Source organism: Martinezella hainanensis (genome assembly GCF_900094555.1).
GTDB classification, from domain to species: domain Bacteria; phylum Pseudomonadota; class Alphaproteobacteria; order Rhizobiales; family Rhizobiaceae; genus Rhizobium; species Rhizobium hainanense.
Map to the genome: position 1 here is coordinate 146,200 of NZ_FMAC01000004.1, position 25,364 is coordinate 171,563.

At 54.4% G+C, this 25,364-nt stretch carries 21 protein-coding genes, 1 tRNA gene and 1 pseudogene; 7 read left to right on the forward strand and 16 right to left on the reverse strand.

What is annotated here, in order from left to right; all coding sequences use genetic code 11:
* Nucleotides 1-47 precede the first annotated feature (47 nt).
* The 5 genes from GA0061100_RS14425 to GA0061100_RS14450 all read right to left on the reverse strand — a co-directional run bounded on the left by GA0061100_RS14425 (nt 48) and on the right by GA0061100_RS14450 (nt 3,006).
* Nucleotides 48-533: a DoxX family protein gene (locus GA0061100_RS14425; RefSeq protein WP_075853412.1), complete on the reverse strand. Its 486-nt coding sequence runs from the start codon at nt 531-533 to the stop codon at nt 48-50.
* Nucleotides 534-665: 132 nt separating this feature from the next.
* Nucleotides 666-1,421, reverse strand: a complete 756-nt coding sequence (locus GA0061100_RS14435) for an HvfC/BufC N-terminal domain-containing protein (protein ID WP_075853414.1) — start codon at nt 1,419-1,421, stop codon at nt 666-668.
* Between the two features lie 10 nt (nt 1,422-1,431).
* Nucleotides 1,432-2,286 (reverse strand): MNIO family bufferin maturase, encoded by an 855-nt coding sequence (gene bufB, locus GA0061100_RS14440; protein ID WP_075853415.1) that lies wholly within the window; start codon nt 2,284-2,286, stop codon nt 1,432-1,434.
* 122 nt (nt 2,287-2,408) lie between these two features.
* Entirely contained in the window at nt 2,409-2,693 is a 285-nt protein-coding gene (locus tag GA0061100_RS14445; protein WP_075853416.1) for a BufA1 family periplasmic bufferin-type metallophore, read from the reverse strand.
* A gap of 46 nt (nt 2,694-2,739) precedes the next feature.
* Nucleotides 2,740-3,006, reverse strand: a complete 267-nt coding sequence (locus tag GA0061100_RS14450; RefSeq protein ID WP_075853417.1) for a BufA1 family periplasmic bufferin-type metallophore — start codon at nt 3,004-3,006, stop codon at nt 2,740-2,742.
* A 290-nt stretch (nt 3,007-3,296) separates the two neighbouring features.
* Here GA0061100_RS14450 and GA0061100_RS14455 point away from each other — a divergent pair, with 290 nt between their 5' ends.
* The 6 genes from GA0061100_RS14455 to GA0061100_RS14485 all read left to right on the forward strand — a co-directional run bounded on the left by GA0061100_RS14455 (nt 3,297) and on the right by GA0061100_RS14485 (nt 7,468).
* Nucleotides 3,297-3,863, forward strand: coding sequence for a sigma-70 family RNA polymerase sigma factor (locus GA0061100_RS14455; RefSeq protein ID WP_075853418.1), 567 nt, complete (start codon nt 3,297-3,299; stop codon nt 3,861-3,863).
* Nucleotides 3,850-4,485 (forward strand): NrsF family protein, encoded by a 636-nt coding sequence (locus GA0061100_RS14460; RefSeq protein ID WP_075853419.1) that lies wholly within the window; start codon nt 3,850-3,852, stop codon nt 4,483-4,485. The genes GA0061100_RS14455 and GA0061100_RS14460 overlap by 14 nt, the downstream gene beginning before the upstream one ends.
* Nucleotides 4,486-4,718: 233 nt before the next feature.
* A tRNA-Gln gene (locus tag GA0061100_RS14465) sits at nt 4,719-4,792 on the forward strand.
* Between the two features lie 118 nt (nt 4,793-4,910).
* Nucleotides 4,911-5,591 (forward strand): hypothetical protein, encoded by a 681-nt coding sequence (locus GA0061100_RS35115; protein WP_244557840.1) that lies wholly within the window; start codon nt 4,911-4,913, stop codon nt 5,589-5,591.
* A 217-nt stretch (nt 5,592-5,808) separates the two neighbouring features.
* Nucleotides 5,809-6,678 (forward strand): ABC transporter permease, encoded by an 870-nt coding sequence (locus GA0061100_RS14480; RefSeq protein WP_083961350.1) that lies wholly within the window; start codon nt 5,809-5,811, stop codon nt 6,676-6,678.
* Between the two features lie 37 nt (nt 6,679-6,715).
* The gene (locus tag GA0061100_RS14485; RefSeq protein ID WP_075853421.1) at nt 6,716-7,468 is read left to right on the forward strand and encodes an ABC transporter ATP-binding protein; all 753 of its coding nucleotides are present in this window, start codon (nt 6,716-6,718) and stop codon (nt 7,466-7,468) included.
* Nucleotides 7,469-7,570: 102 nt separating this feature from the next.
* On the opposite strand, the pseudogene GA0061100_RS35120 reads toward GA0061100_RS14485, so the two are convergent.
* From GA0061100_RS35120 to GA0061100_RS14520, 6 genes and pseudogenes are all read right to left on the reverse strand, one after another.
* Nucleotides 7,571-7,992, reverse strand: a pseudogene (locus GA0061100_RS35120) (DDE-type integrase/transposase/recombinase); the annotation flags it as partial.
* Between the two features lie 606 nt (nt 7,993-8,598).
* Entirely contained in the window at nt 8,599-9,720 is a 1,122-nt protein-coding gene (locus GA0061100_RS14500) for a glycosyltransferase family 4 protein (protein WP_075853422.1), read from the reverse strand.
* A 42-nt stretch (nt 9,721-9,762) separates the two neighbouring features.
* On the reverse strand, nt 9,763-12,609 hold the full coding sequence (locus GA0061100_RS14505; protein WP_159444780.1) for a glycosyltransferase family 4 protein: 2,847 nt from the start codon (nt 12,607-12,609) through the stop codon (nt 9,763-9,765).
* A gap of 794 nt (nt 12,610-13,403) precedes the next feature.
* On the reverse strand, nt 13,404-14,369 hold the full coding sequence (locus GA0061100_RS14510; protein ID WP_075853424.1) for a GDP-mannose 4,6-dehydratase: 966 nt from the start codon (nt 14,367-14,369) through the stop codon (nt 13,404-13,406).
* Between the two features lie 27 nt (nt 14,370-14,396).
* A complete protein-coding gene (gene gmd, locus GA0061100_RS14515; protein WP_075853425.1) occupies nt 14,397-15,371 on the reverse strand; it encodes a GDP-mannose 4,6-dehydratase in 975 nt (324 codons plus the stop codon).
* Between the two features lie 419 nt (nt 15,372-15,790).
* Nucleotides 15,791-16,909, reverse strand: coding sequence for a glycosyltransferase family 4 protein (locus GA0061100_RS14520; protein ID WP_075853426.1), 1,119 nt, complete (start codon nt 16,907-16,909; stop codon nt 15,791-15,793).
* Between the two features lie 255 nt (nt 16,910-17,164).
* Between GA0061100_RS14520 and GA0061100_RS14525 the strand changes: the two genes are divergently transcribed.
* The gene (locus GA0061100_RS14525; RefSeq protein ID WP_244557841.1) at nt 17,165-17,470 is read left to right on the forward strand and encodes a phosphomannose isomerase type II C-terminal cupin domain; all 306 of its coding nucleotides are present in this window, start codon (nt 17,165-17,167) and stop codon (nt 17,468-17,470) included.
* Between the two features lie 13 nt (nt 17,471-17,483).
* On the opposite strand, the gene rfbC is transcribed toward GA0061100_RS14525, so the two are convergent.
* The 5 genes from rfbC to GA0061100_RS14550 all read right to left on the reverse strand — a co-directional run bounded on the left by rfbC (nt 17,484) and on the right by GA0061100_RS14550 (nt 25,312).
* A complete protein-coding gene (rfbC, locus tag GA0061100_RS14530) occupies nt 17,484-18,032 on the reverse strand; it encodes a dTDP-4-dehydrorhamnose 3,5-epimerase (protein WP_075853428.1) in 549 nt (182 codons plus the stop codon).
* 58 nt (nt 18,033-18,090) lie between these two features.
* Nucleotides 18,091-18,978 (reverse strand): glucose-1-phosphate thymidylyltransferase RfbA, encoded by an 888-nt coding sequence (gene rfbA, locus GA0061100_RS14535; protein ID WP_075853429.1) that lies wholly within the window; start codon nt 18,976-18,978, stop codon nt 18,091-18,093.
* Nucleotides 18,979-19,058: 80 nt separating this feature from the next.
* The gene (gene rfbD / locus GA0061100_RS14540) at nt 19,059-19,961 is read right to left on the reverse strand and encodes a dTDP-4-dehydrorhamnose reductase (protein WP_083961352.1); all 903 of its coding nucleotides are present in this window, start codon (nt 19,959-19,961) and stop codon (nt 19,059-19,061) included.
* Complete coding sequence (gene rfbB, locus GA0061100_RS14545; protein WP_075853431.1) at nt 19,958-21,025, reverse strand: dTDP-glucose 4,6-dehydratase; 1,068 nt, start codon at nt 21,023-21,025, stop codon at nt 19,958-19,960. Before rfbB ends, rfbD begins: the two co-directional genes overlap by 4 nt.
* Nucleotides 21,026-21,376: 351 nt before the next feature.
* Nucleotides 21,377-25,312, reverse strand: a complete 3,936-nt coding sequence (locus GA0061100_RS14550; protein ID WP_075853432.1) for a class I SAM-dependent methyltransferase — start codon at nt 25,310-25,312, stop codon at nt 21,377-21,379.
* Nucleotides 25,313-25,364: the final 52 nt, after the last annotated feature.

Below are 25,364 nucleotides of genomic sequence, written 5' to 3' on the forward strand. Positions count from 1 at the left end.
GGCATCGCGGAGCGCCATTTGCCATTGGCACTCCCGTCTGACCGACCTCAGGCCGAGCGCGTGAATCGCTTGGCAATCAGATGATCGAGCGCGACGCGGCCAGGCCCGCCCGCTATGATTACCAGAAAACAGGTTGCCCATGTGCCATGCGTCGGCCAGGCATCCGGATAGACGAAGATCTCGATGACAACAGTCATGCCGAGCAGCGCCAGCGCCGAGAGCCGGCTTGCGAAGCCGATCACCAGCAGAAATGGGAAGAAGTGTTCGCTGAAGGCGGCAATATGCGCGGCGATCCAGGGATCGATCAGCGGCAGCTTGTATTCCGTCTGAAAGAGATAGACGGCATTGTCGGTCACATGCCAGCCGTCCACCTTTGTCTGGCCGGACTGCCAGAAGACGGCGGCGATCGATAGCCGCGCAATGAGCGCGATCACATCATGCGGAATGCGGTCGAGAAGCTTCAAGGCGCCGTAGAGCCTTTGGGGCATGGTTTCGCGTTCGGCCGGGGCGGCCGTCATCATCTGGTTCTGCATGTCGGTTCTCCCTGGAGCAGGATGCCGAAAAGTGTGATCGGTTTTTCGGACGACATCATGCTCCACTTCTTTGATTTTAGAGCGGATTCAGATTTTAGGTCGAACAGACCTAAAATCATCCGGCTCTGGCGTTCAGCGAATGGCCATGAAAGCGCCTGCCGTAAACGCACCGGCCAGGTTGGCGGAAAGATCAAAATTGGCGGCTTCCGCTAGAGCGGCCTCATAAGCCTCGCCAAGTGCGGCGCCGGCAAACAGCTGCTCCAGAAAGGTCGCGCCGCCCGGCGGCAGGCGATGCACCTCGACGATCATCTGCGGGCGGATGACGAGAGCATCCTCGGCGGTCCAATCGGTAATATCGGCAAGCTCGATTTCGCCGGTGTTCATCGCCCATATGGTGACGGCCGGATGGGCGGAACGCATAATCGAAGCGGAAGGATGCGGCATGAAAGCCAGCTCCGCCAGGCCTGCCGGCTCGATAGTTGCCAGGAGAGCCGCATCGAGCGGCACGGCATCCGCCGCGTGATAAGCTCGCCCCCGCAGCGCTTCCAATCGCATGACATCGGCCAGATAGGGGATTTCCCGCGCCGGCACGAAACTCTCGACGAAATCGGGGAAATCATCGCCATAGGCAAGCAGCAGCGGCGATCGTGGCGGGTGCAACTGGATAAATTCATGCGCCATGGCGGCGAAGAATTCCTCGCCGACGATCCTCTCGGCAGCCGGAAAGCGCGAGGCGAGCGCGCCGATCAGGCCGATGGCGACATTGTTGCGATAGACGCCGAAGCGTCGTGTGGGCTTCGGGCCATTCCAGGCGGTCAGCCCCTCGGGCACGGCGAGGCCGGGATCGATGAGCGCTGCGGCGAATTCGCTTTGCGTGGTGAGAGACATCATTCCCTCCTCAGGCTGCCCGAAGTGCGGCGGCGCGTTCCAAAATCGCGTCGGCAGCTTCAGCCTCTGCCCGCAAAATCGGCCATTCCGGCACGTCGTTGTCCCATTCTACCAGGCTGGCGATCGGCCCGGTGCGACTGATCAGTTCCTCGTAAAGTTCCCAGACGGGGTCCTTGACCGGCGTATCGTGGCTATCGATCAAAAGGGGCGCACCGGCATCGTCGATGGTCTCCGAATGGCCGCTTAAATGGATCTCGCGTACCCATTGCACCGGGAAGCACTTGAGATAGGCCCGCGGGTCCAGGTGGTGATTGGTGGCGGCGACGAAGACATTATTGACGTCGAGCAGCAGGCCGCAGCCCGTGCGTCGGGCGACTTCGGCCAGAAAATCCGTTTCCTCGATCGTGCTTTCCTCGAAGAGCAGGTAGGTAGCCGGATTCTCCAGCAGCATCTGGCGGCCGAGCAATGTCTGTACCTCATCGATGTGAGCGCAGACCTGTGCGAGCGTCGCCTCGGTATAAGGAAGAGGCAGGAGATCGTTGAGGAAGGCGGTGTCATGGCTCGACCAGGCGAGGTGCTCCGAAAAACTCTCCGGCTCGTAGCGATCGCAGACGATTTTCAGGCGGGCGAGATGCTCCTTGTCCAGTGGCTGCATCGAGCCGATGGAAAGGCCAACGCCGTGGATGGACAAGGCATAATCCTGCCGTAGTTTGCCGAGTTGGGCGTGCGGCGGACCGCCGGCGCCCATATAGTTTTCGGCATGGACTTCGAAGAAGCCGATCGGCTGTGTAGCGTCATTGATCGCGGAAAAATGCTCGGGCTTGAAGCCGACGCCGGCGCGGCGGGGAAGTTCTGACGGTTTCATTGCGGGCCTCCGGGTGAGAGTAATTCCAGCAAAGTTGCGAAGTGGTCTTGCGTTCGGAAGGCGGGCGGCGCCTGTAAAAGGCTGCGCCGCCCACGCGTTTGCGCTGCCTCGTCTGATCGGGGTCAGACCGGGGCCGGACCCTGCATCAGGGTGCCGTGACCATTCGGTGTCTTGATCGTCTCGCAGGTTCCTCCGGGAACCAGCTTCCACGAGTTCCGCTGGTAGTCGACCTTCGAGGTGCCGGCGCAGGTCGTGCCGGGGCCGGCGGCGCAATCGTTCTGGCCCTTGAGGGCGACGCCGTAGCATTTTTCCTTGGCGTCTGCGGCCGAGGTGGTCGTTGCGCCGGCAACCAGCGTCACTGCGGTTGCGACCGATGCGGCCAGGGCTAATGCGGACATCTTGTTCATGGCAAACTCCTTACGAGCGATGGTTGACAATCGATCCGGTTCCCGATCAGGCCGGCGTCAGCGAGCCGTTGCCCTTCGGGGTCTTCATGGAGGTGCAGGTGCCCGTCGGAACAAGCTTGAAGGACATCTTATCATAGCTCATGGTCGATTTGCCGGCGCAATCATGCTTGCCGGCGGCGCAATCGTTCTGGCCCTTGAGAGCGACGCCGTAGCATTTTTCCTTGGTATCGGCAGCCGATGCCGGTACGGCGACGGATGCAAGTGCCGATGCGATCGAGCCTGCGATAGCCAGGGTGATGATGCTGTTCTTCATGGATCTGTCTCCTAGATGGATGCGAGCCGTCATTGGCTTGCATCGGGGTCTACGGAGCGCGCTGGCGAGATGTTACAGCTGCGTCGGAATTTTTTTCGAGATGGCGCCGATCATATTACGCCGGCTATTCGTCCTGGCCAGTTTCAGGTGAGTCTGTCATGGCAGCGTGTCTGATATGCGTAAGGAGAGGTGCGAGAGGACGATGGGTACCGACGAACAGGAAAGGGCTTGAAAAATAAGTGCGGTTGCCGGTAACGAAAGCCTGCGATCCCGCGTAGAGGAGATGTCGGATGGATCATTCGGCGCGCGAAGAGGAATGGGCAGTCTGGATGCGCGCCGCCATTAGCGGCGATGCGCAGGCCTACCACCGTTTCCTGTCCGCGGTGACGCCGCATCTGCGTGCCATGGCGAAAAGACGCTGCGATCAGCTGGGGGCGCCGGTGAGCGAGGCCGAGGATGTGGTTCAGGAAGTGCTCTTGGCCGTCCATCTGAAGCGCGGCACATGGGATTCATCCCGCCCGATCGGACCCTGGCTGTCGACGATCGTGCGCAACAAGCTGATCGACAGCCTGAGACGGCGCGGGCGGCATATGAGCGTTCCGATCGACGATGTGATCGATTTTCTGGAGGCGGAAGAGTATGCGGACGCCTTGGACCGGCTCGATGTCGATCGTATGTTGGAGCAGTTGAAAGATCCGCAGAAGACGATCGTGCGTTCGATTTCCGTCGAGGGAAGCAGCGTCCGGGAAACGGCGGACCGGCTGAAGATGACGGAAGGGGCGGTGCGCGTGGCGCTGCACCGCGCGTTAAAGGCGCTTGCAGCCCTCTATCGGAGTGAGACCAGTGAAAACCGATGACCTCATCAATCTTCTGGCGCAGGACGCGCCGGTCCGCACGCGGATCGGCAAGGCCCTGACCATGGCGGTCGTCGCGGGCATCCTGATCAGCGGCGGTATCTTCTTCGCCATGATCGGCTTTCGAGCCGATATCGATACAGCGATGGAGACCGTCCGTTTCCTGTTCAAGTTCGTCGTCACGATCGCGCTTGCCGTGACGGCCTGTGCCGTCGTCTTTCGCATCGGTCGGCCGGGCGCATCGCTGCGCCTCTGGGGCTGGACGCTTCTGGCCGCACCCTTGCTGCTGCTTGCCGCCGTTGCCGCCGAAATGGCCGTCATACCGGCCGACAGCTGGAGCGCACGGATGATCGGGCACAATGCCCGCTTCTGCCTGACGCTCATCCCGCTTTTGTCGATCGGCCCGCTTGCCTGCTTCCTTTTCGCCCTGCGCCAGGGTGCACCGGAAAAGCCGGGCGCTGCCGGCGCCGTCGCCGGCCTCGCCGCCAGCGGCATCGCCGCGACCTTCTACGCCTCGAACTGCACCGACGACAGCCCGCTGTTCGTCATGCTCTGGTACCCGATCGCGATCGCCATGGTGACATCAGTCGGATATTTCCTCGGCAAGCGCCTGTTGCGCTGGTGAGGCGACCGAGGAGCGTTTGCAGGGTCGGTGAATGGCCTGCATCATCGGTCGCTGGATCCAGCGCTGGGGTGTTTGGAAAATCCATGAGAAGCCCGGCGCTCATGAGCTGTCATCACGTCCCGTCTCGAACCTTCAAAAAAACGCATCAGCCTGCGTTAAACTATTTGCATCCGCGGCAAATTCGATTATAGAGGCCCTGCTTCCCCGCAAGGACATAAAATGTTCGGCGGTGTTGGGGAATAGTTCAATGGTAGAACGACGGACTCTGACTCCGTTAATCTTGGTTCGAGTCCAGGTTCCCCAGCCAATTCTCCCTAAATGCCCTTAATTCCTTGATTTTCCAGTCGTGCCGGATATCGTTTGGCATCATTAGCGACTTGATGCCTAGAACTGTAGCCCACAGGTGATGCCCACGCGGAAGAAGCGTGGCGGCGTCACCGGTGGCAGGCAAGGGCAAACACCTCATGGCGGTCCGCCACGACGTCGAGAATCTCATCCGCCGCGGCAACATCTTTTATTGGCGCGCACGCATCCCGAACGCCTTCGGGCAATGCCGACCCGGCAGCCGGCTTTCATTGAGCCTTCATTGTTCTGATCATAAGAAAGCGCAGGCGATCGGTCTGAAGCTCAATATGCTGATGGCCGAGCTGAAGATGAATTCGAAGGAACCAATGTCCAAGGCGCAGCTCCAAAAGCTTTGCGAACACCAACGCGACATGATGCTCTTGCATCTGGAAGATGTCTCGACGGCCGCGCGGCGCAATTGCCGTCCCGAAGGGGAACTTTGGCACGCATGGAGATTTTGGCGGGTCAGGAACGCCGACGCGCTTGGTCTGACGAGCAGAAGCAGGAGATTTTGCGGGATGTTTCGTCGGGTGTTTCGACCGTCGCCGATGCGGGAATTGTCCGTAAAGCTGATAGATCTTGATGTTCGTATCCGGTCAGTTGATCTTCGGTCGCGTGAAATCTTTCGCAATAGCGAGCAATGCCAACGTCTTGGGGCATCCTCCGTGCGCTCCTTTCCGGGAGAGAGGAATACTCGATTCGGTTGTATTGATGGATCACCGCGAAATGAAGATGACATGGAACTCTATACTGGGGTTTAGCATCGCATTTTGCTGCCATCCACGCCTCTTGAGGCTTCACAGCTAGCCAGGTTGACCAACGTCAGACGATCTCGGCCATTCGGTGGTTGTGTGATGTAGTCCGCGCCGGACAGATGGATGCTTGAACAAGCGATAACCGTGTGGACATGAATATTTTCATGCGGGGGCTATCCTCAGTTTCCATCCTTTGCTACGCGTTCGCCTTAAAAAGGGCTGCATGTCTTTATCGTTAGGGCAAAAAAACGAACCTGAAAATGGATTGCCGGTGAAGAATTTTAAAATCGCCAAAAACGAAGTGCGTTATCATGGCGCGGAATGGGACATTGCAGAAGCATTGTCGAATTTTCGCTTGGCGGCGTTGCTAGGGTGGCAAGATGTCGCGCAGCGCTACAGGCGATCGCGTGTCGGCGCATTTTGGCTTACTATCAATATGGGTGTATTAATCGGAGCTCTTGGCCTTGTTTTTGGCACTATCTTCAATTCACCCATGGATGAATTTCTCCCCTTCATATGTGTGGGCTTAATATTTTGGGGGTACTATACCCAGATTGTTAGCGAGGGGTGCACCGCGTTTATATCCAATAGCGATATAATATTGCAATTAGATATACCATTTTTTACATATATACTGAGGGTTTGGTATCGAAATTCCGTAATACTTTTGCATAATCTAGTAATATTTCCAATTGTTCTTCTGATATTTTGGAAATCCATTGGGATTTCGGCACTATTGGTGATTCCAGGATTCGTGTTAGTCACGTTAAACATGACTTGGATTGCGTTGATATTGGCAATACTGTGTACACGTTATCGCGACCTCATCCAGATCGTTCAGAATATCATGCAGGTTATGCTTTATGTCACTCCGATCATGTGGATGCCGAATCATTTGCCACAGAGCGCTTCGCGCGGAATGCTCGACTTTAATCCGTTTTTCCATCTAATTTCAGTTGTCCGAAATCCGCTTCTTGGAGAGGTTGTGACTGCCACAAACTGGGCTGCGGCAATAGGTATTGCCGTTGTCGGCTGGACCATCGGACTTCTGTTGTTGAAAAAGTACCGAGCCCGCATTGCTTACTGGTTGTGAGCCAAAGCAACCGAGATTTCAGAGAGTACAGGCAAGCATGACATCGATTTCCTTGCAGAATGTCACCGTTGATTTTCCCATCTATAACGCGCGTGGCCGTTCGCTCAAAAATCGCGTCATGAACATAGCCACCGGTGGTTCGATCAACTCGGAAGGCCATGGCGCAGTGGTTGTCCGTGGCTTGGACGCGATTAATCTTGAATTGAAACGACATGATCGTATCGGCCTCATAGGCCACAACGGTTCCGGTAAGACGACCCTTCTTCGCGTGCTAACGGGTGTTTACATGCCGACATCCGGCAAGATCGACATCCAGGGTAAATGCACGTCGCTCATTAACATCTCGCTGGGAATCGATCCTGAGGCGACTGGTCGCCAGAATATCTTCCTTCGAGGAGCATTGTTGGGTTTCCGAAGGGACGAGATGAGGGCCCGGCTCGAGGAAATTGAGGAGTTCAGCGAATTGGGTGGTTTCCTAGAGATGCCCGTTCGCACTTACTCAAGCGGCATGCAGCTACGATTGGCATTCTCAATTTCTACCATCCTGCAGCCCGAAATTCTGATCATGGACGAATGGTTGGCGACGGGCGACGAAGGTTTCAAGGTTAAAGCTAATCAGCGCTTGAATGAGCTTGTAGAAAAAACTCAGATTCTGGTGATAGCGAGCCATGCCAAGGAGCTTCTGGAGAAGAATTGCAATCGAATCATTTGGCTCGAGCACGGAAAGGTGCGTATGGATGGTCTGCCCTCTGACGTGTTGAGCGCTTATTTTGGAGTTGACACTCCTTGACGAAAAGCAGTTGATTCCACTGAGACGTGATACCTTTTTGGAGTGATAATGTGGGCGCCTTGACGTCAGGCAGGTGAATAGCCCCGAGTTTCGTAGACACCTTGGGTCAGTTTTCTGCCGCTTCTCAAACTCGACGGGCGACAGCATCCCGTTCCTGACGTGTTTGCGTTTCGGGTAGTCGAACATCTCAATATAGTCGAACACGACCCGGTGAGCTTCATCGCGTGAATCGCAGATGTTGTGACGTGTCCGCTCTCGCTTCAGAAGATTGAAGACTCTGGGCCATCGCATTATGATAGCAGCTGCCGCGTCGGCTCATGGAATGGATGAGATTGTGGTGCTTCAGGAACGATGGCCAGTCCATACCGATGAACTGCGATTCTGGTTCGAGTGGATCAGCACCTTTTTCTTCGGCGTCGCCGCACGGCCATAAGCAGAGCATGTAGAACGACATCGGTGTTTTGGCGGCTCTGCAGCACACGACGCGAATAGAGGTCAATGACGCCGGCGAGATAGACGTAACCGGTGTTCTGCTCCCACATTGCGTGCGGATTCCGGGAATTAACCGGACGGGATTGGAGTGATGAGGTGGACGGCCTCCGCACGCGGCATCGTTGTGCCATACTGTGGCTGTCAAAGATCACAATCGGGAGAACCGTCCATGAATGAAGTTATCACAGTCGGCCTCGATATCGCCAAGCACGTTTTTCAGGTCCACGGCGTCGATCAAGATGGCACCACTGTTCTGCGAAGGAAGGTGAGCGTCCGGTGAACTCGATTTGCTGAAAGGGCAAATCAGTGGATGTTCTGGCATTAGAACCGGCATTAATACCAGAACTATGAGGATGGCATGGCCCGGCTGGAGTTATTTCCGGCATTGAACGTAGGCGGCGGTGGTCGGACGAAGCGAAATTGAGGATCTTGGCAGAAGCGGACGAACCTGGTGTTCGCATCGGCGATGTCGCCCCGGGGGACACGATGTCTATCCTTCACAGATCCGTTTGTGGCACTGCCCAACACTGGGCTAGAGTTCTCGTCAATCTCGGGCATGACGTTCGGCTGATGCCCGCATCTTGCGTTAAGCCGTATGTGAAGCGGCAGACGATGGGATTGTTGATTAACAATTTGGGCTACATGCCCCCGCGGCGCTTGACTATCGCCTTCTCGAAGAGACGCTCCAGCTGGCGCGCGCTTTCCGTCCAGTCGAATCGCGCGGCATTCGGCCTTGCATTATCAGCAAGACGCGCATGCAACACGTCATCGGTAGCGAGGCTTTCCAAGCCATTCCGAATGGATTGTACGTCGTTCGGATCAACAAGAATACCGGCTTTTGCAGCAACCTCGGGCATGGAGGATGTATTGGACGTCAGCACCGGAATTCCCATCGCATTCGCTTCTATGATCGGAAATCCGAAGCCTTCATAAAGGGATGGCATCGCGAGAAAACGAGCGTGACCGTACAGTTGAGCAAGATCGGTATCAGACACGTAGCCGGTCAGCCGAACAGATGATTCAATTTGCAATTCCGCCACATGCCCTTTCAGATCACCCAGCCTCCAGCCTTGGCCACCGGCAAGCACCAGAAGAAATTGTTGCCGCGTGGTCTCGGGCAACGCTGCATAGGCTTGCAGCAATCTGAGCAGATTTTTGCGAGGCTCAAGCGTTCCGACGAAGAGAATATAGGGTCGATCGATCCCAAACTGTGACAGATTCTTTGGCATCGCTACTCCGCCGATGCTCGTCAACCCAGGATAAATAATGCTAAGCTTGTCGCCGCAACTCGGAAACTGAGCCTTTAGCGCATCAGCCGTTGCAGCGGAATCAGCAACAATCTCGTCGGCAACGGCGACCCCCGGTTTCATTAGCCAGCGATCGGCCATCCAGGTCTGCCACCGCATGGTTGCGGCCATATCTCGCCAGACGAGATCATGAATCGTGATGACGCGCGCAATGTGGCGATCGAGAAAAAACGGTAGACGGTGAGCGGGACCCCAAAACACTTCGATCTTATCCTGCGCGGCACGGCGTGGTAATTCCGTCTGCGCCCAGATCATCCGCCTTATTCCGCCAGGAAAGCGCGCAACATCCAGTTTTGCCGCCGGTAGCTCTTTCAGATCGCCATATGGAGCTTCGGGCAAATAGAAATGCAGTTCATGGCCGCGAAACGCGAGATGCCGGCTCATTTCCAGCACGTACCGTCCGATGCCGGTCATGCTCGTTACCAAATTGCGCGCATCGATACCGATTTTCATTGGCGAGCTACCCATGTACCACTGCGTCTCGCGGTCGTCCCGTCACAATCGGACCCGTAGCGGATTACTCCACCAACCGACTGATTCTTGAAGCAAGCCTATATCTGCGAAAGCACCGCCCTTCCTCTTGAATGTCGAAGGGATCTCGATTGACATATATAGGCTGTCGCCAGGCGGCAATACGAATGGAATGCGAGACCTACGGTTCTCCGGGGACATCGCCTCTCCATTGTTCGACAGAATGCGATAGCTCGCCATCACCGCCAGCGAACCATCCGGAGCACCGACGCTTCCCCACAACTTTTGGGACAAGTTGACGACACGCACTATGTACTTCAGTGTGTCGTTGTCTGTGGCAATCGGCCCTTCCACTAACTCGATCTTATGCCGGGTTTCTTCGGAAGCCAGCGCTTCTCCCATTTTCGTGATGCCGATATTGCTTATTGGTACGTAAGTCGTATTCGACTGCGGCCTATATAGCCGATACCAATCGTCAGTAAGCACGACCCTCTGCAATTTTTCGGCACTTTCCTTCCAACTTGTCCCTCCATTGGCCCTTTGCGCGAAAGCCGGGGTTTCGATAGTGTTCGTTCCTGTACCAAGGAACGAACGGATCGTCTTTGCGAGCGACTCGGAGGAACCGACGGCAAAAAAATAGCAATTCTGGCCACTTGCGGTGACTTCGCGGAAAACTGGAATATCGCTTGCAATCACAGCTTTCCCAAAATGCGCGGCCTCAACAATGGGAAGGCCGAAACCCTCAGCATACGAGGCAGCAATCAAGGCATCGCTGTCGCTGTAGGCATTCTGTAATTTTTCATCCGAAATGCCGTTCATCCAGATCAGACGCTTCCCATACTCACGATGCTGTTCTATTCGCCGAACGAAATGCTCGCCCCCCCAGCCGGGCTTTCCGACAATCGTCAGCCCAACGTCTATCCCTTCGTCCCACAATCTATCGAAAGCCTCTAGAGCAATACCATGCCCTTTGCGCGGCTCGAGTGTGCCAACCATCAGGAACTGCCAACGTTCATTGCGGCGAACAGGCATAACATCAGCGGCAATGGTCGCTTTGGCAAAATCGGCACCGAGGTGCCAATAGCCTATCTTCATCTCCCGGGGAAACTGGATCGCCTCGAGTATCCTGATCAGTTCATCGGCAACGGCTTTTGAAATGCAGATAAACGCGTTCGAATAGGACAGGGCAGCCTGAAACCAGTTCGAGAAGGTGGGGGGCATGCCAGGGTCGCAGAAACCTGGGAATCTTAGCGGAATGGTGTCGTAGAGACATGAAATGACGATAGCGCCCCTCAAGCGGGCAGAGCGCAACGTCGCGTAGTGATGCCTATAAAACTCCCAGGAGCTATCGAGCATCAAGATGCGGTCATTCGGGGAAAATTCCAGCCGAGTATCTTCTGTAAAGTCAGTTGCGGTGTTGGTTTTTTCCAGCGTCTTCGGAATCGCAAACCACCCGTCGAGAGAATCGCTATATGCGACTATCCGTTCGACGCCATCACCCTGCGTTATGTCGAGATTGGAACAGATATTTTTGACAACGCGCTGAATACCGGTCTTGTGGTCCACGCGATATGTTGATGTCGCATCAACGATCAGTCGCGGCCGATCAGATTTGACTAACTCCGATCGTGCAAATGTCTGCGCGATGAAATTCGTCGGAAGATCCGTATTTCCAAGTCGCTGCAAAGCAGCATATTTAGCCGTTGAGATCGATTCAACCTTGCCGCTCTCCGCCGAGTTGGCCACGGCATCCTTCAGCGCAGCAACGGCGATAGCAGCGGATTTCGCCCAACTGAATGCTGCGGCACGATCGCGCTGTTTGTCGGCCACGGCCTTCATCGCTTGACGGTTGCCAAGTGCCTTCTTCATCACTCGCGCTATGTCCTTGACATCCGCGGGATTGAAAAGAAGTTCCCTGTCTCCAATGACTTCAGGCAGGGCGCCCGTGTTCGACGCAATGACAGGCGCGCCGCACGTCATGGCTTCCAGTGCGGTCAAGCCGAACCCCTCCAGTAGCGAAGGTTGAATGGCGAGGTCCGTCTCCCTGTAGAGCGCCACGAGCTGGTGGTCCGTCACATGGCCTGTAGCCACGAGATCCTGCTCGGGAAGCCCCAGCTTCTTCCATCTCTCTTGTTCGTCTCGTAACAGCGATTGCGGGTGATCGCCGGCCAGCACAAAACGGTATTGCTCCCGCAAATCTGCCGGCAATTGTGCGAATGCCTCAATGGCGGACCTCACATTCTTGCGCCAATCGAGCCCTCCGACGTAGAGGATGAAGGGTTTCTCGGTCAGCTTTGGCGCGTTCGTTTCGGTATGCTCCATCGCATCCCTGAAATCTCTCGATACGCCCGCAAGCATGTTGAATACACGAGGATTTCTTGAGATCTCGAAGCACTCGTGTTGGGAGTATTCGGAAATACAAAGATTCAGATTGAATTCTGAGTAGGAGGCGAGGCGACGGTCATAATAGGCACGCAAAGGCGAGGATGAGAGATATTGCTCGGGATAGCGATAAGGTATCGCATCATAAAAGATCGATGCGGAGGGAATTTTCGAGATACTATTTGGAAGGAGCGGAACAGCCTTGTCGAAGCTGCCTTCGAACGGGCTCGCAGACAGCGCCACGTCGGGATTCAGCGACGCCACATGATAAGCCAGAGCGATCTCGCTGAGCCGCCTCTTCTCTGTGTAGCCCTCTATCGCTTCTCCCCCTTCGGCAACACCATGCCACATGAAAATATTGACGGGCTTTATCCATTTCTGGAGATGGTCGCGAGCCGCAAGTGCTTCCAGCGGCATACCAGCATTGAGGGAAATAAGAAGTTCGACGTCGGGATGATTGTCGACAATACCAAGAATAAGTTCTTGCACGTAACGCCCGATTCCACGCCACTTGCTTGCGGTCTGGAAGCATTGTCCATCAATCCATAAGCGCATCGAAGATCGTCTTTCATTGCAATCTTGAAGTATCTCGAAGCAATATTTCCCATTGAGCGACCGTGCCCTTGGGCGCATCGATATACCACTGTCCTTCCTGACCGTCGTCCAACCAGTCAAACGGTTGAACTCCATACCCGCGGGCTGCCGCGAATGCCATAAGCCGACCCCTTATCCTTGGAAAGCGATAGGCTAGCCGAAGGCATTTATCCTTCACTCGTGGTCTCCGAGAAAGCCAACGAATGAGCTTTTCAAGCAGAGTCGTGACGACAAGACGCGGGAACCCTTTCACATTAAACAGCAATGAAGAACCCATACGGAGCGGTCGAGTAAAGCGCCAGGAAAGACTATTATAGATGCGATGCAACTGGGGTCCTCTTGAATGCTTGTGCCTGCTCGATGCATACGGTCATGCTTCCGCGTCAAGATATCGCTGGACAGACCCATCCGGCCATGCCTCACAAAAGATAGATCGAATAGGCGCACGGATGATTAACATTCGGCATCTCTGCCGCACGAAGTCAGCCCGGATGATCAAGAACATCAATGCCTGCGCTAGCGGACGGAGGATAAACCATAACGCACCCAGACGCGAACGCGGAAACAGTGTATGCAACTCGCCCCGGACGGAGGCGAGAATAAAATGCCCATACTTCCAAACACTGGCGAGCAAAATGCTTTCTTTCAGATATTATGAGCATATGATCGGTGACTGGGGACCGATATGGTCAGCGCACCACTCGGATCTTCCAATCGTCAAGCACATCGCCGAGTGTGCGGCTTAATTCTATTTCCGGCTTCCAGCCAAAGGCCGCCAACGCCGCCCTGTTATCGCCGGAAGCCGCCACGATTTCTGGTCCACGTAACCGCTGCGGATCTATCTCTATTTCCAACTTCAATCTGCAAAGTTCGATAAGCATGTCGAGTATCGACTGAATCTGTATCGACCGCCCCGAGGATAGATTGAACACGCCTCCAAGCATATCCGAGACATCCTCGACCAGAGCAGCATCGGCATAGGCACGTACAACGTCTCGCACATCAAGAAAATCACGGAAGCCCGAGAGATTTCCGACGCTGATACGAGGAGGTTTGGCACCCACCGATATTTCCGCGAGTTGCTTGGCGAAAGCAGAAACAACATAAGCATCCGTCTGGCCGGGTCCGGTATGGTTGAACGGACGGAAGCGGACGGATTTGAGGCCATCATGGGCAAGCTGCCCGACAAGCACGTCTGCCGCCGCCTTCGTTGCACCATACACATTCATCGGCTTGAGCGCCGCGCTCTCCTTTATCGGAGCATTTGCAGCATCAATGAACGAAGCGCCATAGGCTTCGGAGCTGCCCGCGAAGATGAAGCGCGCTTCCGGTGCAAACTCCATCGTGGCGTAGGCGAGGTTCATGGTGCCCTGAAAATTTACGTCCCAAGCTCGTTGCGGCATCTTGCGGGCATCCGCAGGGGCTGCAATTGCGGCGAGATGAATGATTGCCGTCGGGCGGCAATCACGGATCAGGGTCATAACTTGGCCCCGATCCGTAATGTCTGTCTTCCAGTCCGATGTATCTCCTTGGCCGGCGGTCAAGACGATGAGGTCATAACCCTGCTCCAGCCGCCGCTTGTCCAATTCGCGCTGTAACCACGATCCGACAAAGCCGCTGGCGCCAGTAATGAGAATACGATGTTCTCTCGGCATGGGGTGCCTCGTCATTCAGCCGAAAACTTACTTGCTCAATCGCTTAAGATCAGCTTCGACCATTTCAATAATCATCTCCTCAAGACCAATCTTAGGCGTCCATCCGAACTTTTTCCGAGCCTTTTCTGGGTTGCCAAGCAGTACATCCACTTCCGCCGGGCGGAAAAGTTCAGGATCAATAACAAGATGATCGTTCATGTTCAAACCGGCATGCTTGAAAGCAATGGCGCACATGTCGCGAACGGTTGTCGTGCGGCCGGTCGCGATCACATAGTCGTCGGCAACGTCCTGCTGGAGCATCATCCACATGGCGCGGACATAGTCTTTCGAATGGCCCCAATCGCGCTTCGCATCGATGTTTCCGAGCCGCAGCTCCTTTGCCAGGCCAAGCTTGATGCGAGCGACCGCGTCCGTCACCTTGCGGGTGACGAATTCAATGCCGCGAAGCGGAGATTCATGGTTAAAGAGAATTCCGCTCGACGCATGCAAGCCGAAGCTTTCACGATAGTTAATGGTGATCCAATGGCCGTATAGCTTGGCGACCGCATAGGGCGAACGCGGATAGAAGGGCGTTTCTTCCGATTGCATCGGCTCTTGAATGAGCCCGTACATTTCGGAGGAGGAAGCCTGATAGAAACGAGCCTCAGGCCTTTCGATGCGAACCGCCTCCAGGACATTCGTCACGCCGAGGGCCGTCACCTGACCGGTCAGCAGAGGTTGCTGCCACGACGATTTCACGAAGGATTGAGCCCCAAGGTTATAGACTTCGTCCGGCTTCACTTCCTTTACTGTGCGGATAAGACCGGAAAGATCTAGGAGGTCGCCATCGACAATGCGGACGTCGCGCTCGATACCCAGCCATTCCAGGCGAGTGAGATTGACATCCGCGGTGCTGGAGCGACGTGCAAGCCCATGCACTTCGTAGCCATTCTTTAGCAGCAGTTCCGCAAGATAGGCGCCATCCTGACCCGTGATACCCGTTACCAATGCTTTCTTTGCCAAGTTCCATCTCCAATTATTGCCGCGTTCATATTATTCGAATACGCCAAGTTCGCAGAACGCGCGCCGAGCGCGCACCATACTTGGCCATCAATTTTCTAGCGCCATTTAGCCCGTATGGAGCCTAATGACAACGACCATGAGCAACTCGCCGTGAATGCGCCCCTCAATGGCGCAAGACCAATTGCAGAAAATCGGTACGCCGATCTCTTGCTGTACGCGCAAACACTTTACAAGAGATTGGAGAAGTCGAAGCTCGTTAAGCTGCAGTGCCCAACTATTGCTTGTCTATCCTCCGAAAGATAAACCGGTAAAGCTCGCGGTACTCACTCAGCTGCCGAGATGGCTATATCATGGCAATGTCGAAGCATACGACAACTGGCGAACAGGAAAGAGCCGTCCACGTGCGACGTTTTCCAAGCTCAGCTTCCACGAGAGCCCGTCAATTCGCGATAGAGTCGGTCATAGGCCGAACACATCTTCTCTGCCGTGAAACAGGCAAGATAGCGACTACGCGCCGCTGCACCCATTCTAGTAGCCTCATGTTCGTTGTCCCAGAGAGATTTCATTGCGTTCGACAGAGCGTCGACGTCGTTCGGCGGCACCACGAACCCGGTCTGCTTGTCCAGATTGACGAAACTGGTCCCCGTGCCGATTTCGCACGAAATCATCGGCTTGCCGAACATTGACGCTTCGACGAGAGAAAGCCCGAAGGCTTCGGAGCGAAGATGCGAGGGAAACACAAACCCCGCACAAAGTTCGAGCAGAGCGATCTTATCGTTGTCCGACAAGGATCCGAGAAAATGGATATTATTCAGATTTTGCCCGGCAGCCTGCTTCAGTTCCGCCTCCGTCGGCCCACTGCCGACGATCACGATATCAAGGTCATTGCTTTTCGCGGCCTGCAGCAGGATATGGACCCCCTTGTAATATCGCAGGACGCCGACGAATAAAAGAAAGCGATTGGGAAGCTTACCGCGCCAACGGGCTACCCTCGCTTTATCCGCCTTCGGATAGTCGGCCTCGTCCAGGCCCAACGGGATCACCCTTGTTTTGGATTTGAACCTTTCTAGGACATCGCTCGACATTGCGTAATTCGGAGACGTCGCAACAATGCAATCGACGCTTTTCAGAAAGCGAGACATCAACGGCTTGTAGAATTGCAGCAAGACCTTCTGCTTCACGATGTCGGAATGATATGTCACCACGGTCGGCTTGCCGGGAGGAACGGTGAGATGGACGATATCCATCACCGGCCAGGGAAAGTGATAGTGGACAATATCAGCTTTCCGACTCAATTCCCGAAAACGGCCAAACACCTCGCGTGAAAAACCGGTGGACGCGAATTCAAAATCGAGTTTGGCCTTGTGAGCCATGTGACCATCGAATTCGACGCTGTTTTCGATCGGCGTTTCGCTCAGCGATAGAACATCAGATTCCACACCATATTTGGCGGTACCCTTGGCGATTGCGTGAATGGTCCGCTCAACCCCACCGAATGTGTCGGGCCAATATGTTTTGAAAAAATGTAAAACGCGCATTCCACTCCTGTATCGAAAAGCAATCGCTACGTCACCTGGGACATTGTAGAGCCGAAGCAGGTTCGACTGGAGCGCGCAAAGTAGGCTCTTTGTCGGCATCGGCGAAAAAATCCTGCTTTGCCGGCGCCGCTGGACTAATGCCGCGAATAATTTTCGGCCGGCGGCCGATCGACTTTTTGTGAGGAGATTTCGTTGAAATCCGGAAGCTTTTACAAGATTGGCGACAATGATCAGCGCCCTTGGGGCACATGGCATGTGCTCGATATCGGTGATCGGCATGTCGTCAAACGCATCGTCGTAAACCCCGGCGAGCGGTTGTCGTTGCAGTATCACAACCATCGTTCGGAGCGTTGGACAGCCGTTTCCGGTCGCGGCATTGCCGAAATCGACGGAACGGAACACGTTCTGCAACTCGGACATACCGTTGATATTCCGCTGAAGGCGACGCACCGGGCTTCATGCACCAGCAATACACCACTGGTTTTCATCGAGATTCAATATGGCGGACTGCTCGACGAAAACGATATCGTCCGAATCAGCGACGACTACAACCGAGTGTGAAAGCTGACCGATATCAATCGAATAGCTCGGCGTCCGCGAGTAGCGGCTGCCGCTGATCCTTGGCGGAAAGCGTGAGCGCATCTAGAGTTTTCCAGTCGATGCCGATCTGCGGATCGTCCCAACGGATGCCGCGATCGCTCTCCGGAGCATAATAATTGGTCGTCTTATACAGAAACTCCACATGATCACTCAACGTTAGAAAGCCATGGGCAAATCCCTCGGGTATCCACAACTGACGTTTATTTTCCGCAGACAGTCGGACGCCAACCCATTGCCCGAATGTCGGCGAGGACTTTCTGATGTCGACGGCAACATCATAGACCTCTCCGACCACCACCCGCACCAGCTTGGCTTGGGCATGTGGTGGCAGCTGATAGTGTAATCCACGCAGGACGCCCCTTCCCGAGCGGCTGTGATTGTCCTGCACGAAATCGACGCTGCGGCCGATCGCCGCTTCGAATTTCACCTTGCTGAAGCTCTCGAAAAAGAAGCCGCGATCGTCAACAAACACCGTCGGTTCGATGATCTTGACGTCGGGAATGGCGGTATCGATGGCTTTCATTCGTCGTCCTGTTGGGATTGTTTGCAAGGGAGATGCGGCAGCATAAAGCGGGCGTAGGTTAGAATATCTGCTCGCGCAAGATCCCAAGGAGATATTGCCCATAGGCATTCTTCTTCAGTGGATTCGCCAGCGCCTCGACATCAGACGCGCTGATCCAGCCGCTGCGATAGGCAATCTCTTCGGGGCAGGCAACCTTCAGGCCCTGCCGGTTCTCGATCGTCGCGATGTAATGGCTGGCCTCCAGCATCGATTCATGCGTTCCGGTGTCGAGCCAGGCATAGCCGCGGCCCATCGTTTGGACGTCCAGCCGGCCGGCCTGCAGATAGTGAACATTGACATCGGTGATCTCCAGCTCGCCACGTGGCGACGGACGGATGGATTTAGCGACGTCGACGACGGTTTCGTCATAGAAGTAGAGGCCGGTTACCGCATAGTTGCTCTTCGGCATCTTCGGTTTTTCCTCCAGGCTGATCGCCCGGCCGTTCTGATCGAACTCGACCACTCCATAGCGATGCGGGTCCTGCACGTGATAGGCGAAGACCGTCGCACCCGTCTCCTTGGCGCTCGCCTCGTGCAGCAATCTGGTAAAATCATGCCCGTAGAAAATGTTGTCTCCCAGAACTAGGGCGGACGGCGCGCCATCCAGAAACGCTTCGCCGATCAGGAAGGCCTGGGCAAGGCCGTCCGGGCTGGGTTGAACGGCATAATCAAGCTGAATACCCCATTGGCTGCCATTGCCGAGCAATTGTTCGAAACGAGGCGTGTCCTGCGGCGTCGAGATGATGAGGATTTCACGTATGCCCGCCAGCATCAAAGTCGTGAGCGGATAGTAAATCATCGGCTTGTCATAGATCGGCAGAAGCTGCTTGCTGACCGCAAGTGTCAACGGATAGAGCCGTGTTCCCGATCCGCCGGCCAGTATGATTCCTTTGCGTGCTTTCGTCATGATCCAGCGTCTCTTCTTCAGTCTGTCTACGTCTTATCGGCTCGTGGGGATGATCGAAATCATCATGGAACCTGCGGCTCTCAATTCCCCGCAGCTCGCAATCTGGCCAAAACATCATCAACGCCTTCCTGCCATTGCGGAAGGGCGATATCGAAGCGATCCATCAGCTTTTTGCAATCCAGCCTTGAATTGGCCGGACGCTTGGCCGGGGTCGGGTACTCCACGGTCGATATCGGCTTGAGTGCATCAAGGGGAAGCGCAAGCTTGACATTGGCAGTCGATGCCTGGCGCACGATATGTGCGGCATAGCCATGCCAGGACGTGCTGCCCTGTGCCGTGAGGTGATAGGTACCCTTTAGCTCGCCGGCTACCTCAGAGCCAGCGATGCGCTCGATCACCGTGCGTGTGACATCCGCAATCAGAGCCGCCGAAGTTGGCGCTCCCACCTGGTCGGCAACGACGTTCAACGTGCTTCGTTCACCAGCCAGCCGAAGGATGGTCTTCAGGAAATTGCTGCCATGATGACCGTAGACCCAGCTCGTCCGCAGGATAGTGTAGGAAGCTCCGGAGGCGCGCACCGCTTCCTCACCCAGCCATTTGCTTTCGCCATAGACCGATTGCGGGTTAACAGCGTCGTCTTCGCGATAGGGGGCGGTTTTCGTGCCGTCGAAGACATAATCCGTCGAGTAGTGGATCAGCCCGACGCCATTATCTGCTGCCCACCGCGCCAATATTCCTGGCGCAGTGGCATTAACCGCCATTGCCAGTTCTCTATCGCTTTCGGCGCGATCCACGGCCGTATATGCAGCCGGATTGACGATCACACGCGGCTTGTGCTCGCGAAGAGCGGCAAGAACGCTTGCCTCATTCGCAAGATCCATTTCTGCGCGCGTCAGGGCCACTACACTGCCTAATGCGCCTAACGAACGCTGCAACTCGAACCCGACTTGCCCATTGGCGCCAGTGACCAGAATGGTACTCACGCCTCGACCTCGTATTGTTTGCCTACCCATTCACGATAAGCACCACTGGTGACGTTTTGCACCCAGTCCTGGTTGTCGAGATACCATCCGACCGTCTTGCGAATGCCGGTTTCGAAAGTCTCCTCAGGCTTCCAGCCGAGTTCGCGTTCGAGCTTGCGGGCATCGATCGCATAGCGACGATCATGACCCGGCCTATCCTTCACGAAAGTGATCTGATCGCTGTAGCGACTGCCATCGGCCTTTGGCCTAAGCTTATCGAGAATCGCACAGATCGTGTGCACGACATCGAGATTGGGCTTTTCGTTCCAACCACCGACATTATAGGTCTCACCGACCGTGCCGGCTTCCAGTACACGACGAATGGCGCTGCAGTGGTCCCGCACATAGAGCCAATCACGAACTTGCTGGCCGTCGCCATAGATCGGCAGGCTTTTGCCCGAAAGTGCATTCAGGATCACCAGCGGGATCAGCTTTTCCGGAAAATGGTAAGGCCCGTAATTGTTGCTGCAGTTCGTCGTCAAGACAGGCAGACCGTAAGTATGGTGCCACGCCCGAACGAGATGATCGGATGCCGCCTTGCTGGCGGAATAGGGACTGTTCGGCTCATGGCGATTAAGCTCATTGAACGGCGCATCATTTTTCGACAGCGTGCCGTAGACCTCGTCGGTCGAGACGTGAAGAAAACGGAAAGCCTGTTTCTCGTTCTCGGGCAAGCCGTCCCAATGGCTGCGCACTGATTCCAGCAAGCTGAAGGTGCCAACGATATTCGTCTGAATGAAATCGCCGGGTCCGTGGATGGAGCGATCGACATGACTTTCGGCTGCGAAATTGATGACGGCTCGCGGCCTGTGCATCGACAGCAAATCGCTCACCAACTCGCGATCACCAATATCGCCGTGTACGAACACATGGCGATTATCGTCCTTCAGCCCCTTCAGGGTATCCAAATTGCCGGCATAGGTCAGCTTGTCGAGGTTAACGACCGTCTCATGGTGGCGCTCAAGCCAATCGAGAACGAAGTTTCCGCCAATAAAGCCGGCACCACCGGAAACCAGTATTGTCATCTAAGTTCCATTCCTGCTTTGCGTTAGGCTGAAGATCGCGACGTTCAGAGGTACTATTCGCAAGGATACGACGGCCACAAAGCCATTAAATCAACGCTTCGTCACAAGACCTACCCTAAGAATCTGGGTACTTCAACCTTCATAACCTACCATGATCGGCGCCGAGTCGGGGGCTGACTCATCTCTACCACGAGGCCAGCGGTGGACTTCGTGGTTACAACTCTATCCGTGAACGCCATCCACTTGCGCCTGCCTTCTACGTTGCCATCGAGCATGAGGAGTGCACTTTGACTTAGCCATGTTCAGTCCGCTGGGCTTCTCGTATCGATCTTCGCGATCTCCCAAAAGCTCTCAGGAGAAAACGGTTTCTCTGATTATTGCTTCAAGACGCTGCAAGGGCCGTTCCCATCCTTCTATAATCGGGGCGCGCCCACTTGCCCCCTCATCATGAGCTTGCTCTCTTATAAACCGGGCCAGATCGTGACTTAACGATTCTGGCGTTCCAACTGAAATATCCCTAAATTCCCAGTGAGCAGGTATATCTGAAGCTAGAACTGGTAATCCCATTGCCTGCGCTTGCCCAATCCCCAAATTATAACCCTCCCATTTGGAAAAATTCGCATAGCAATCTGCTGCAATGTAAAGCTCGATCATCTCTTCATCAGTTACATTAGCTTTGACCATAAAGCCTCGACGAACCATTTCGTCAATATCCTCGGGTCCTGCCTTCCCGCATAAAACGAAGACAGTAGTCGATGCCAATTCCGGATATGCGAGTTTAAACTCTTCCACAAACAGCTCGTACTGATCCACGCCCTTGTAGCTCCGCTCGGCATGGTGAAATCTACACACGTTCAGAACTACAAAACGACCTTCCAAACCGAGCCTTTGTCTCGCTTGAATGCGGATATCTGATTGTCCTTGCCAGACCGCAAGGTGCGAATTGCCGAGCCGAACCACCTCCATCGAAGCCATATCGGATTCGGCCTTCACAGCCTCAGAGATTCCGATAATTCTATCAGCCATAGGAGCGCAAAACTGCTTCTCGACGTTAATCATGCGACGCAAATCCGCGTCATTGAAAAACTCCGGATTTGGCTCCCCGTAATCAATCACGATTGAACGGATCGAACCACCTATCCATCGAAGAGTTGAAAAAAATGGAGGGGTGTGAACAATGACACAATCAATCTTGAGCTCAAAAGCGACCCTTGCAGCTTCCGCCGGATCTTCAATCACAATTCTGCGGCAGCCAGGATAACTAAACTCGTTGGCATTCTTATGCCCGCCGATAAAAACCTCGAATCCGCATTTCAAAAGATATTGCGCCTGTAGATCGACCACGACTGCAACACCGTGACCGACCTGATGGGTGACACTGAGCATCAAGACTCTAATCGGCTCACCATTTCGCAAGGCATGTTGGCGCCATGGCCACACAGTTCGCGGCGGATTTGCCAGCTTATACGTTTCGATTAGGCTCAAATTCGGGCTATAGTAGGGATCATTTTTAAAGAAGCTGCGTCCTTTCGAAAGCGCATAGTTCGCCTCTTTCCGGAAGAGTGCTTGTTTTGCGGGCGTATCATCTTGCCCCCTGGTTTTAGATTCATGATGAATTAGGAGCGGATCGTTAATCCCGATTACTCGATAACCGGCTTGAACCAGTTCGATATTCAACTTTACATCGTTAAACGCGACGGCAAGGGCTGGATCGAACCCACCGAGTTTAGTAAAAACTTCTTTCCGAATTGCCAGGCAAGCTCCTGTAACGGCCGACATCTCCCGTGTTGCATTCCCAAGTTCGGCGTATCCACCCTCATCAGGCTGCTTCCCTACGAGCGTATGCGCTGCCACGCCTTGGATGCCGACGACAGTCCCGCCGTGCTGAACAGTGCCATCGGGATAGAGCAGCTTTGCCCCGACCGATCCCACATCCGATTGGGCGAGATAACGAACAAGCTTTCGGATCCACAACGGATCGTTAACCGTCGTATCATTGTTGAGAAATATAAAAATAGAATTATTACACGCCGCTGCGGCAGTATTACAAATCTGCGCGAAATTGAACGCATGCTGATATGGAAGAATTCGAATAGAGTTCTCGCGCTCTATTTTCCTAAAATAGATTAATGTTTCAGGCATCATTGACTGATTGTCGACAATAACTATTTCAATTGCGTGTCGTGGATAGTCAGACTGTGACAGAATACTCTCGACACAGGCCCGCAGGATATCTACCGAATCGCGCGTTGGTATAATTATGCTGACGGAGGGGAGTGGATCTGGATCGCTGAGTTCAGGTGCTTTGTGAACCTTTGGCATATCCATTTTTGCCAAATGAAATAGGATCGACGGAACATGCAAGACCTCGCTGCGAGCTAGCGCGCTGGCACATGTCGCCAGTGCGTCCTCTACGTTGCCCCCTGCAGCAATTTTCTTGACAATTTGCTGCAAACGATCTGCGCCTTTGATCGCGGCCGCACTCCCGATATAGTTCAGCCAACGCAGTAGCTCGGGTGAGAAATCTGGTTTAAAGAATGGCTGCTCCCGCCTTCCGTCGATCGTGCGCCGATCGTCGTCCGCATAGATCAAGCAGCAATTTGTTGACGCCGCAGCGCCAGCAGCGATTCCGTATAGACAATGAGCTGAAAGGAGTGTTCCCCCGGCAACTATGAGCGTGACAGAAGATGTATCGAGGGCACCCAGAACATTGTCCGCCCCGCCTCTAACGAAGCTATCCTCGTCAGCGTGCCCCTTCTTAGATGTCGATCCATCGGCTTTCGACGATGGTTCCCAGTACACAACATTTTTTGCCTTAAATAATTGATATTCAAGCGATTTTTTTGTTTCCGCCCATGCTCCATTTACAACTACCAACACCGAAATCTCAGGCAATTCACCCGACGCAATATGGCGACGAATCTGCCTCTCATCGTCTGCCGATAAGGTGTCGAATTTATCGATCCAAACATCATATTCGGCGCTATTGGATACCTCATCAGTGATAACAGATGCCGGCTGCAGCGATTTGAGCTTAAGACGACGCCTAATGGAATTTCTGAGAACATCACGCGCATTGTTCCTACCTGCAGCGGCGTTCAACAAAAGCCGAATTCGCTGCGCTTGCGTTTTTAGCGGAAGCCTTGCCCGCCGAAGCGGTGCTGTAATTCTCCAGGAAGTGGAAGCATAGAGATCGCCTATGAGTTGATCACGATGACGAACGAGCACTTGAGCATGATACAATTCGGCGCGCAGCGCATCTAGCTCTTGCCTAAGAACCAGCGCATTTGATTTTAGCCCTTCTTTTAACTTCGCTTCCTGTTTGGATTTCTTATTCAGCCGATGATTATCTTCCTCAAGCACACTAATATTTTTTTTAAGCGCGTCAGCCTCCGCCGCCCAACGCTCGCCAACCTGGGCAAGGCGAATTTGCTCCGCCTCCGCCTGGGATTTTAAGTCCTCCAGGGCATCGTTTGCAGTCTGTTGGGACGCAAACTTTGTCCACGCTTCTGTCGCCGCCTGGCCAAGAACTGCGAAGCGATTTCTGAAGCGCTCCGCTTCACTGTTCCCTAGATGCGCCAAATCAACGATAGCGGCAGGCAAATCACTGCCGATTAGCAACACACCCAGCCCTGCGGAATGATGAAAACTGAAACTTGGGTAATGCTCCAGCAGTTCCGCCCATAGCTGATGAACGCCGAAACCCATCGATCGTACTGCTATATCATGGAACAGAACAATGCCACGCTGACGGGAAACCTTTGGAAGCCAGTTTTCAAAATCTTGGCGCACGGCCTCATATGTATGTAGGCCATCTATATGCAGTAGTTCGACGGAACCGTCGGCGAATTGACCCGAAGCCTCCGCAAACGTCATTTTTAGAAGGGTGGAAAACTCGCTATAGCGGGCATCATTAAGTTGTTTAACCTTTTCAAAAACCTCATGGCCATAAAATCCTGCATGCTCATCGCCTTGCCAAGTGTCAATCGCGTAACAAGTAGTATGAGCGCTAAGCTCCGACTGCTTTACCTCTTCACAAAAGGCTGAATACGAAACACCATTATGGGTGCCCAATTCGACGATACATGAAGGTTTCATTGCGGCCACAAGCCAGTGCGCAAAAGGTACATGACCGTGCCACCCACTTGCCTCCTCCGCTAACAAGTTTGTGCGAAAAACGGGGTCAATAGAATGTGCGAGTAAAGCCGCCAACGGATTGAAAGCCTGGTTCCCGGAAGCGTTGTCAGGAGTGGTGTTTATTTCCTGTGCTGGCTTATAATTCGACATTTTGTCCTCTGACGCTTGGAAAATGGCCGCTTTTTTTCAGATTGCCGTCTGA

Coding starts and splice junctions, on each gene's coding strand:
- GA0061100_RS14500 (WP_075853422.1), bottom strand. CDS start 9,720: ATGAAAATCGGTATCGATGCGCGCAATTTGGTAACGAGCATGACCGGC.
- GA0061100_RS14455 (WP_075853418.1), top strand. CDS start 3,297: ATGGATCATTCGGCGCGCGAAGAGGAATGGGCAGTCTGGATGCGCGCC.
- GA0061100_RS14550 (WP_075853432.1), bottom strand. CDS start 25,312: ATGTCGAATTATAAGCCAGCACAGGAAATAAACACCACTCCTGACAAC.
- GA0061100_RS14485 (WP_075853421.1), top strand. CDS start 6,716: ATGACATCGATTTCCTTGCAGAATGTCACCGTTGATTTTCCCATCTAT.
- GA0061100_RS14520 (WP_075853426.1), bottom strand. CDS start 16,909: ATGCGCGTTTTACATTTTTTCAAAACATATTGGCCCGACACATTCGGT.
- rfbB (WP_075853431.1), bottom strand. CDS start 21,025: ATGACAATACTGGTTTCCGGTGGTGCCGGCTTTATTGGCGGAAACTTC.
- GA0061100_RS14450 (WP_075853417.1), bottom strand. CDS start 3,006: ATGAAGAACAGCATCATCACCCTGGCTATCGCAGGCTCGATCGCATCG.
- bufB (WP_075853415.1), bottom strand. CDS start 2,286: ATGAAACCGTCAGAACTTCCCCGCCGCGCCGGCGTCGGCTTCAAGCCC.
- GA0061100_RS14435 (WP_075853414.1), bottom strand. CDS start 1,421: ATGTCTCTCACCACGCAAAGCGAATTCGCCGCAGCGCTCATCGATCCC.
- rfbA (WP_075853429.1), bottom strand. CDS start 18,978: ATGACGAAAGCACGCAAAGGAATCATACTGGCCGGCGGATCGGGAACA.
- GA0061100_RS14445 (WP_075853416.1), bottom strand. CDS start 2,693: ATGAACAAGATGTCCGCATTAGCCCTGGCCGCATCGGTCGCAACCGCA.
- GA0061100_RS14510 (WP_075853424.1), bottom strand. CDS start 14,369: ATGCCGAGAGAACATCGTATTCTCATTACTGGCGCCAGCGGCTTTGTC.
- rfbC (WP_075853428.1), bottom strand. CDS start 18,032: ATGAAAGCCATCGATACCGCCATTCCCGACGTCAAGATCATCGAACCG.
- GA0061100_RS14425 (WP_075853412.1), bottom strand. CDS start 533: ATGCAGAACCAGATGATGACGGCCGCCCCGGCCGAACGCGAAACCATG.
- GA0061100_RS14480 (WP_083961350.1), top strand. CDS start 5,809: ATGTCTTTATCGTTAGGGCAAAAAAACGAACCTGAAAATGGATTGCCG.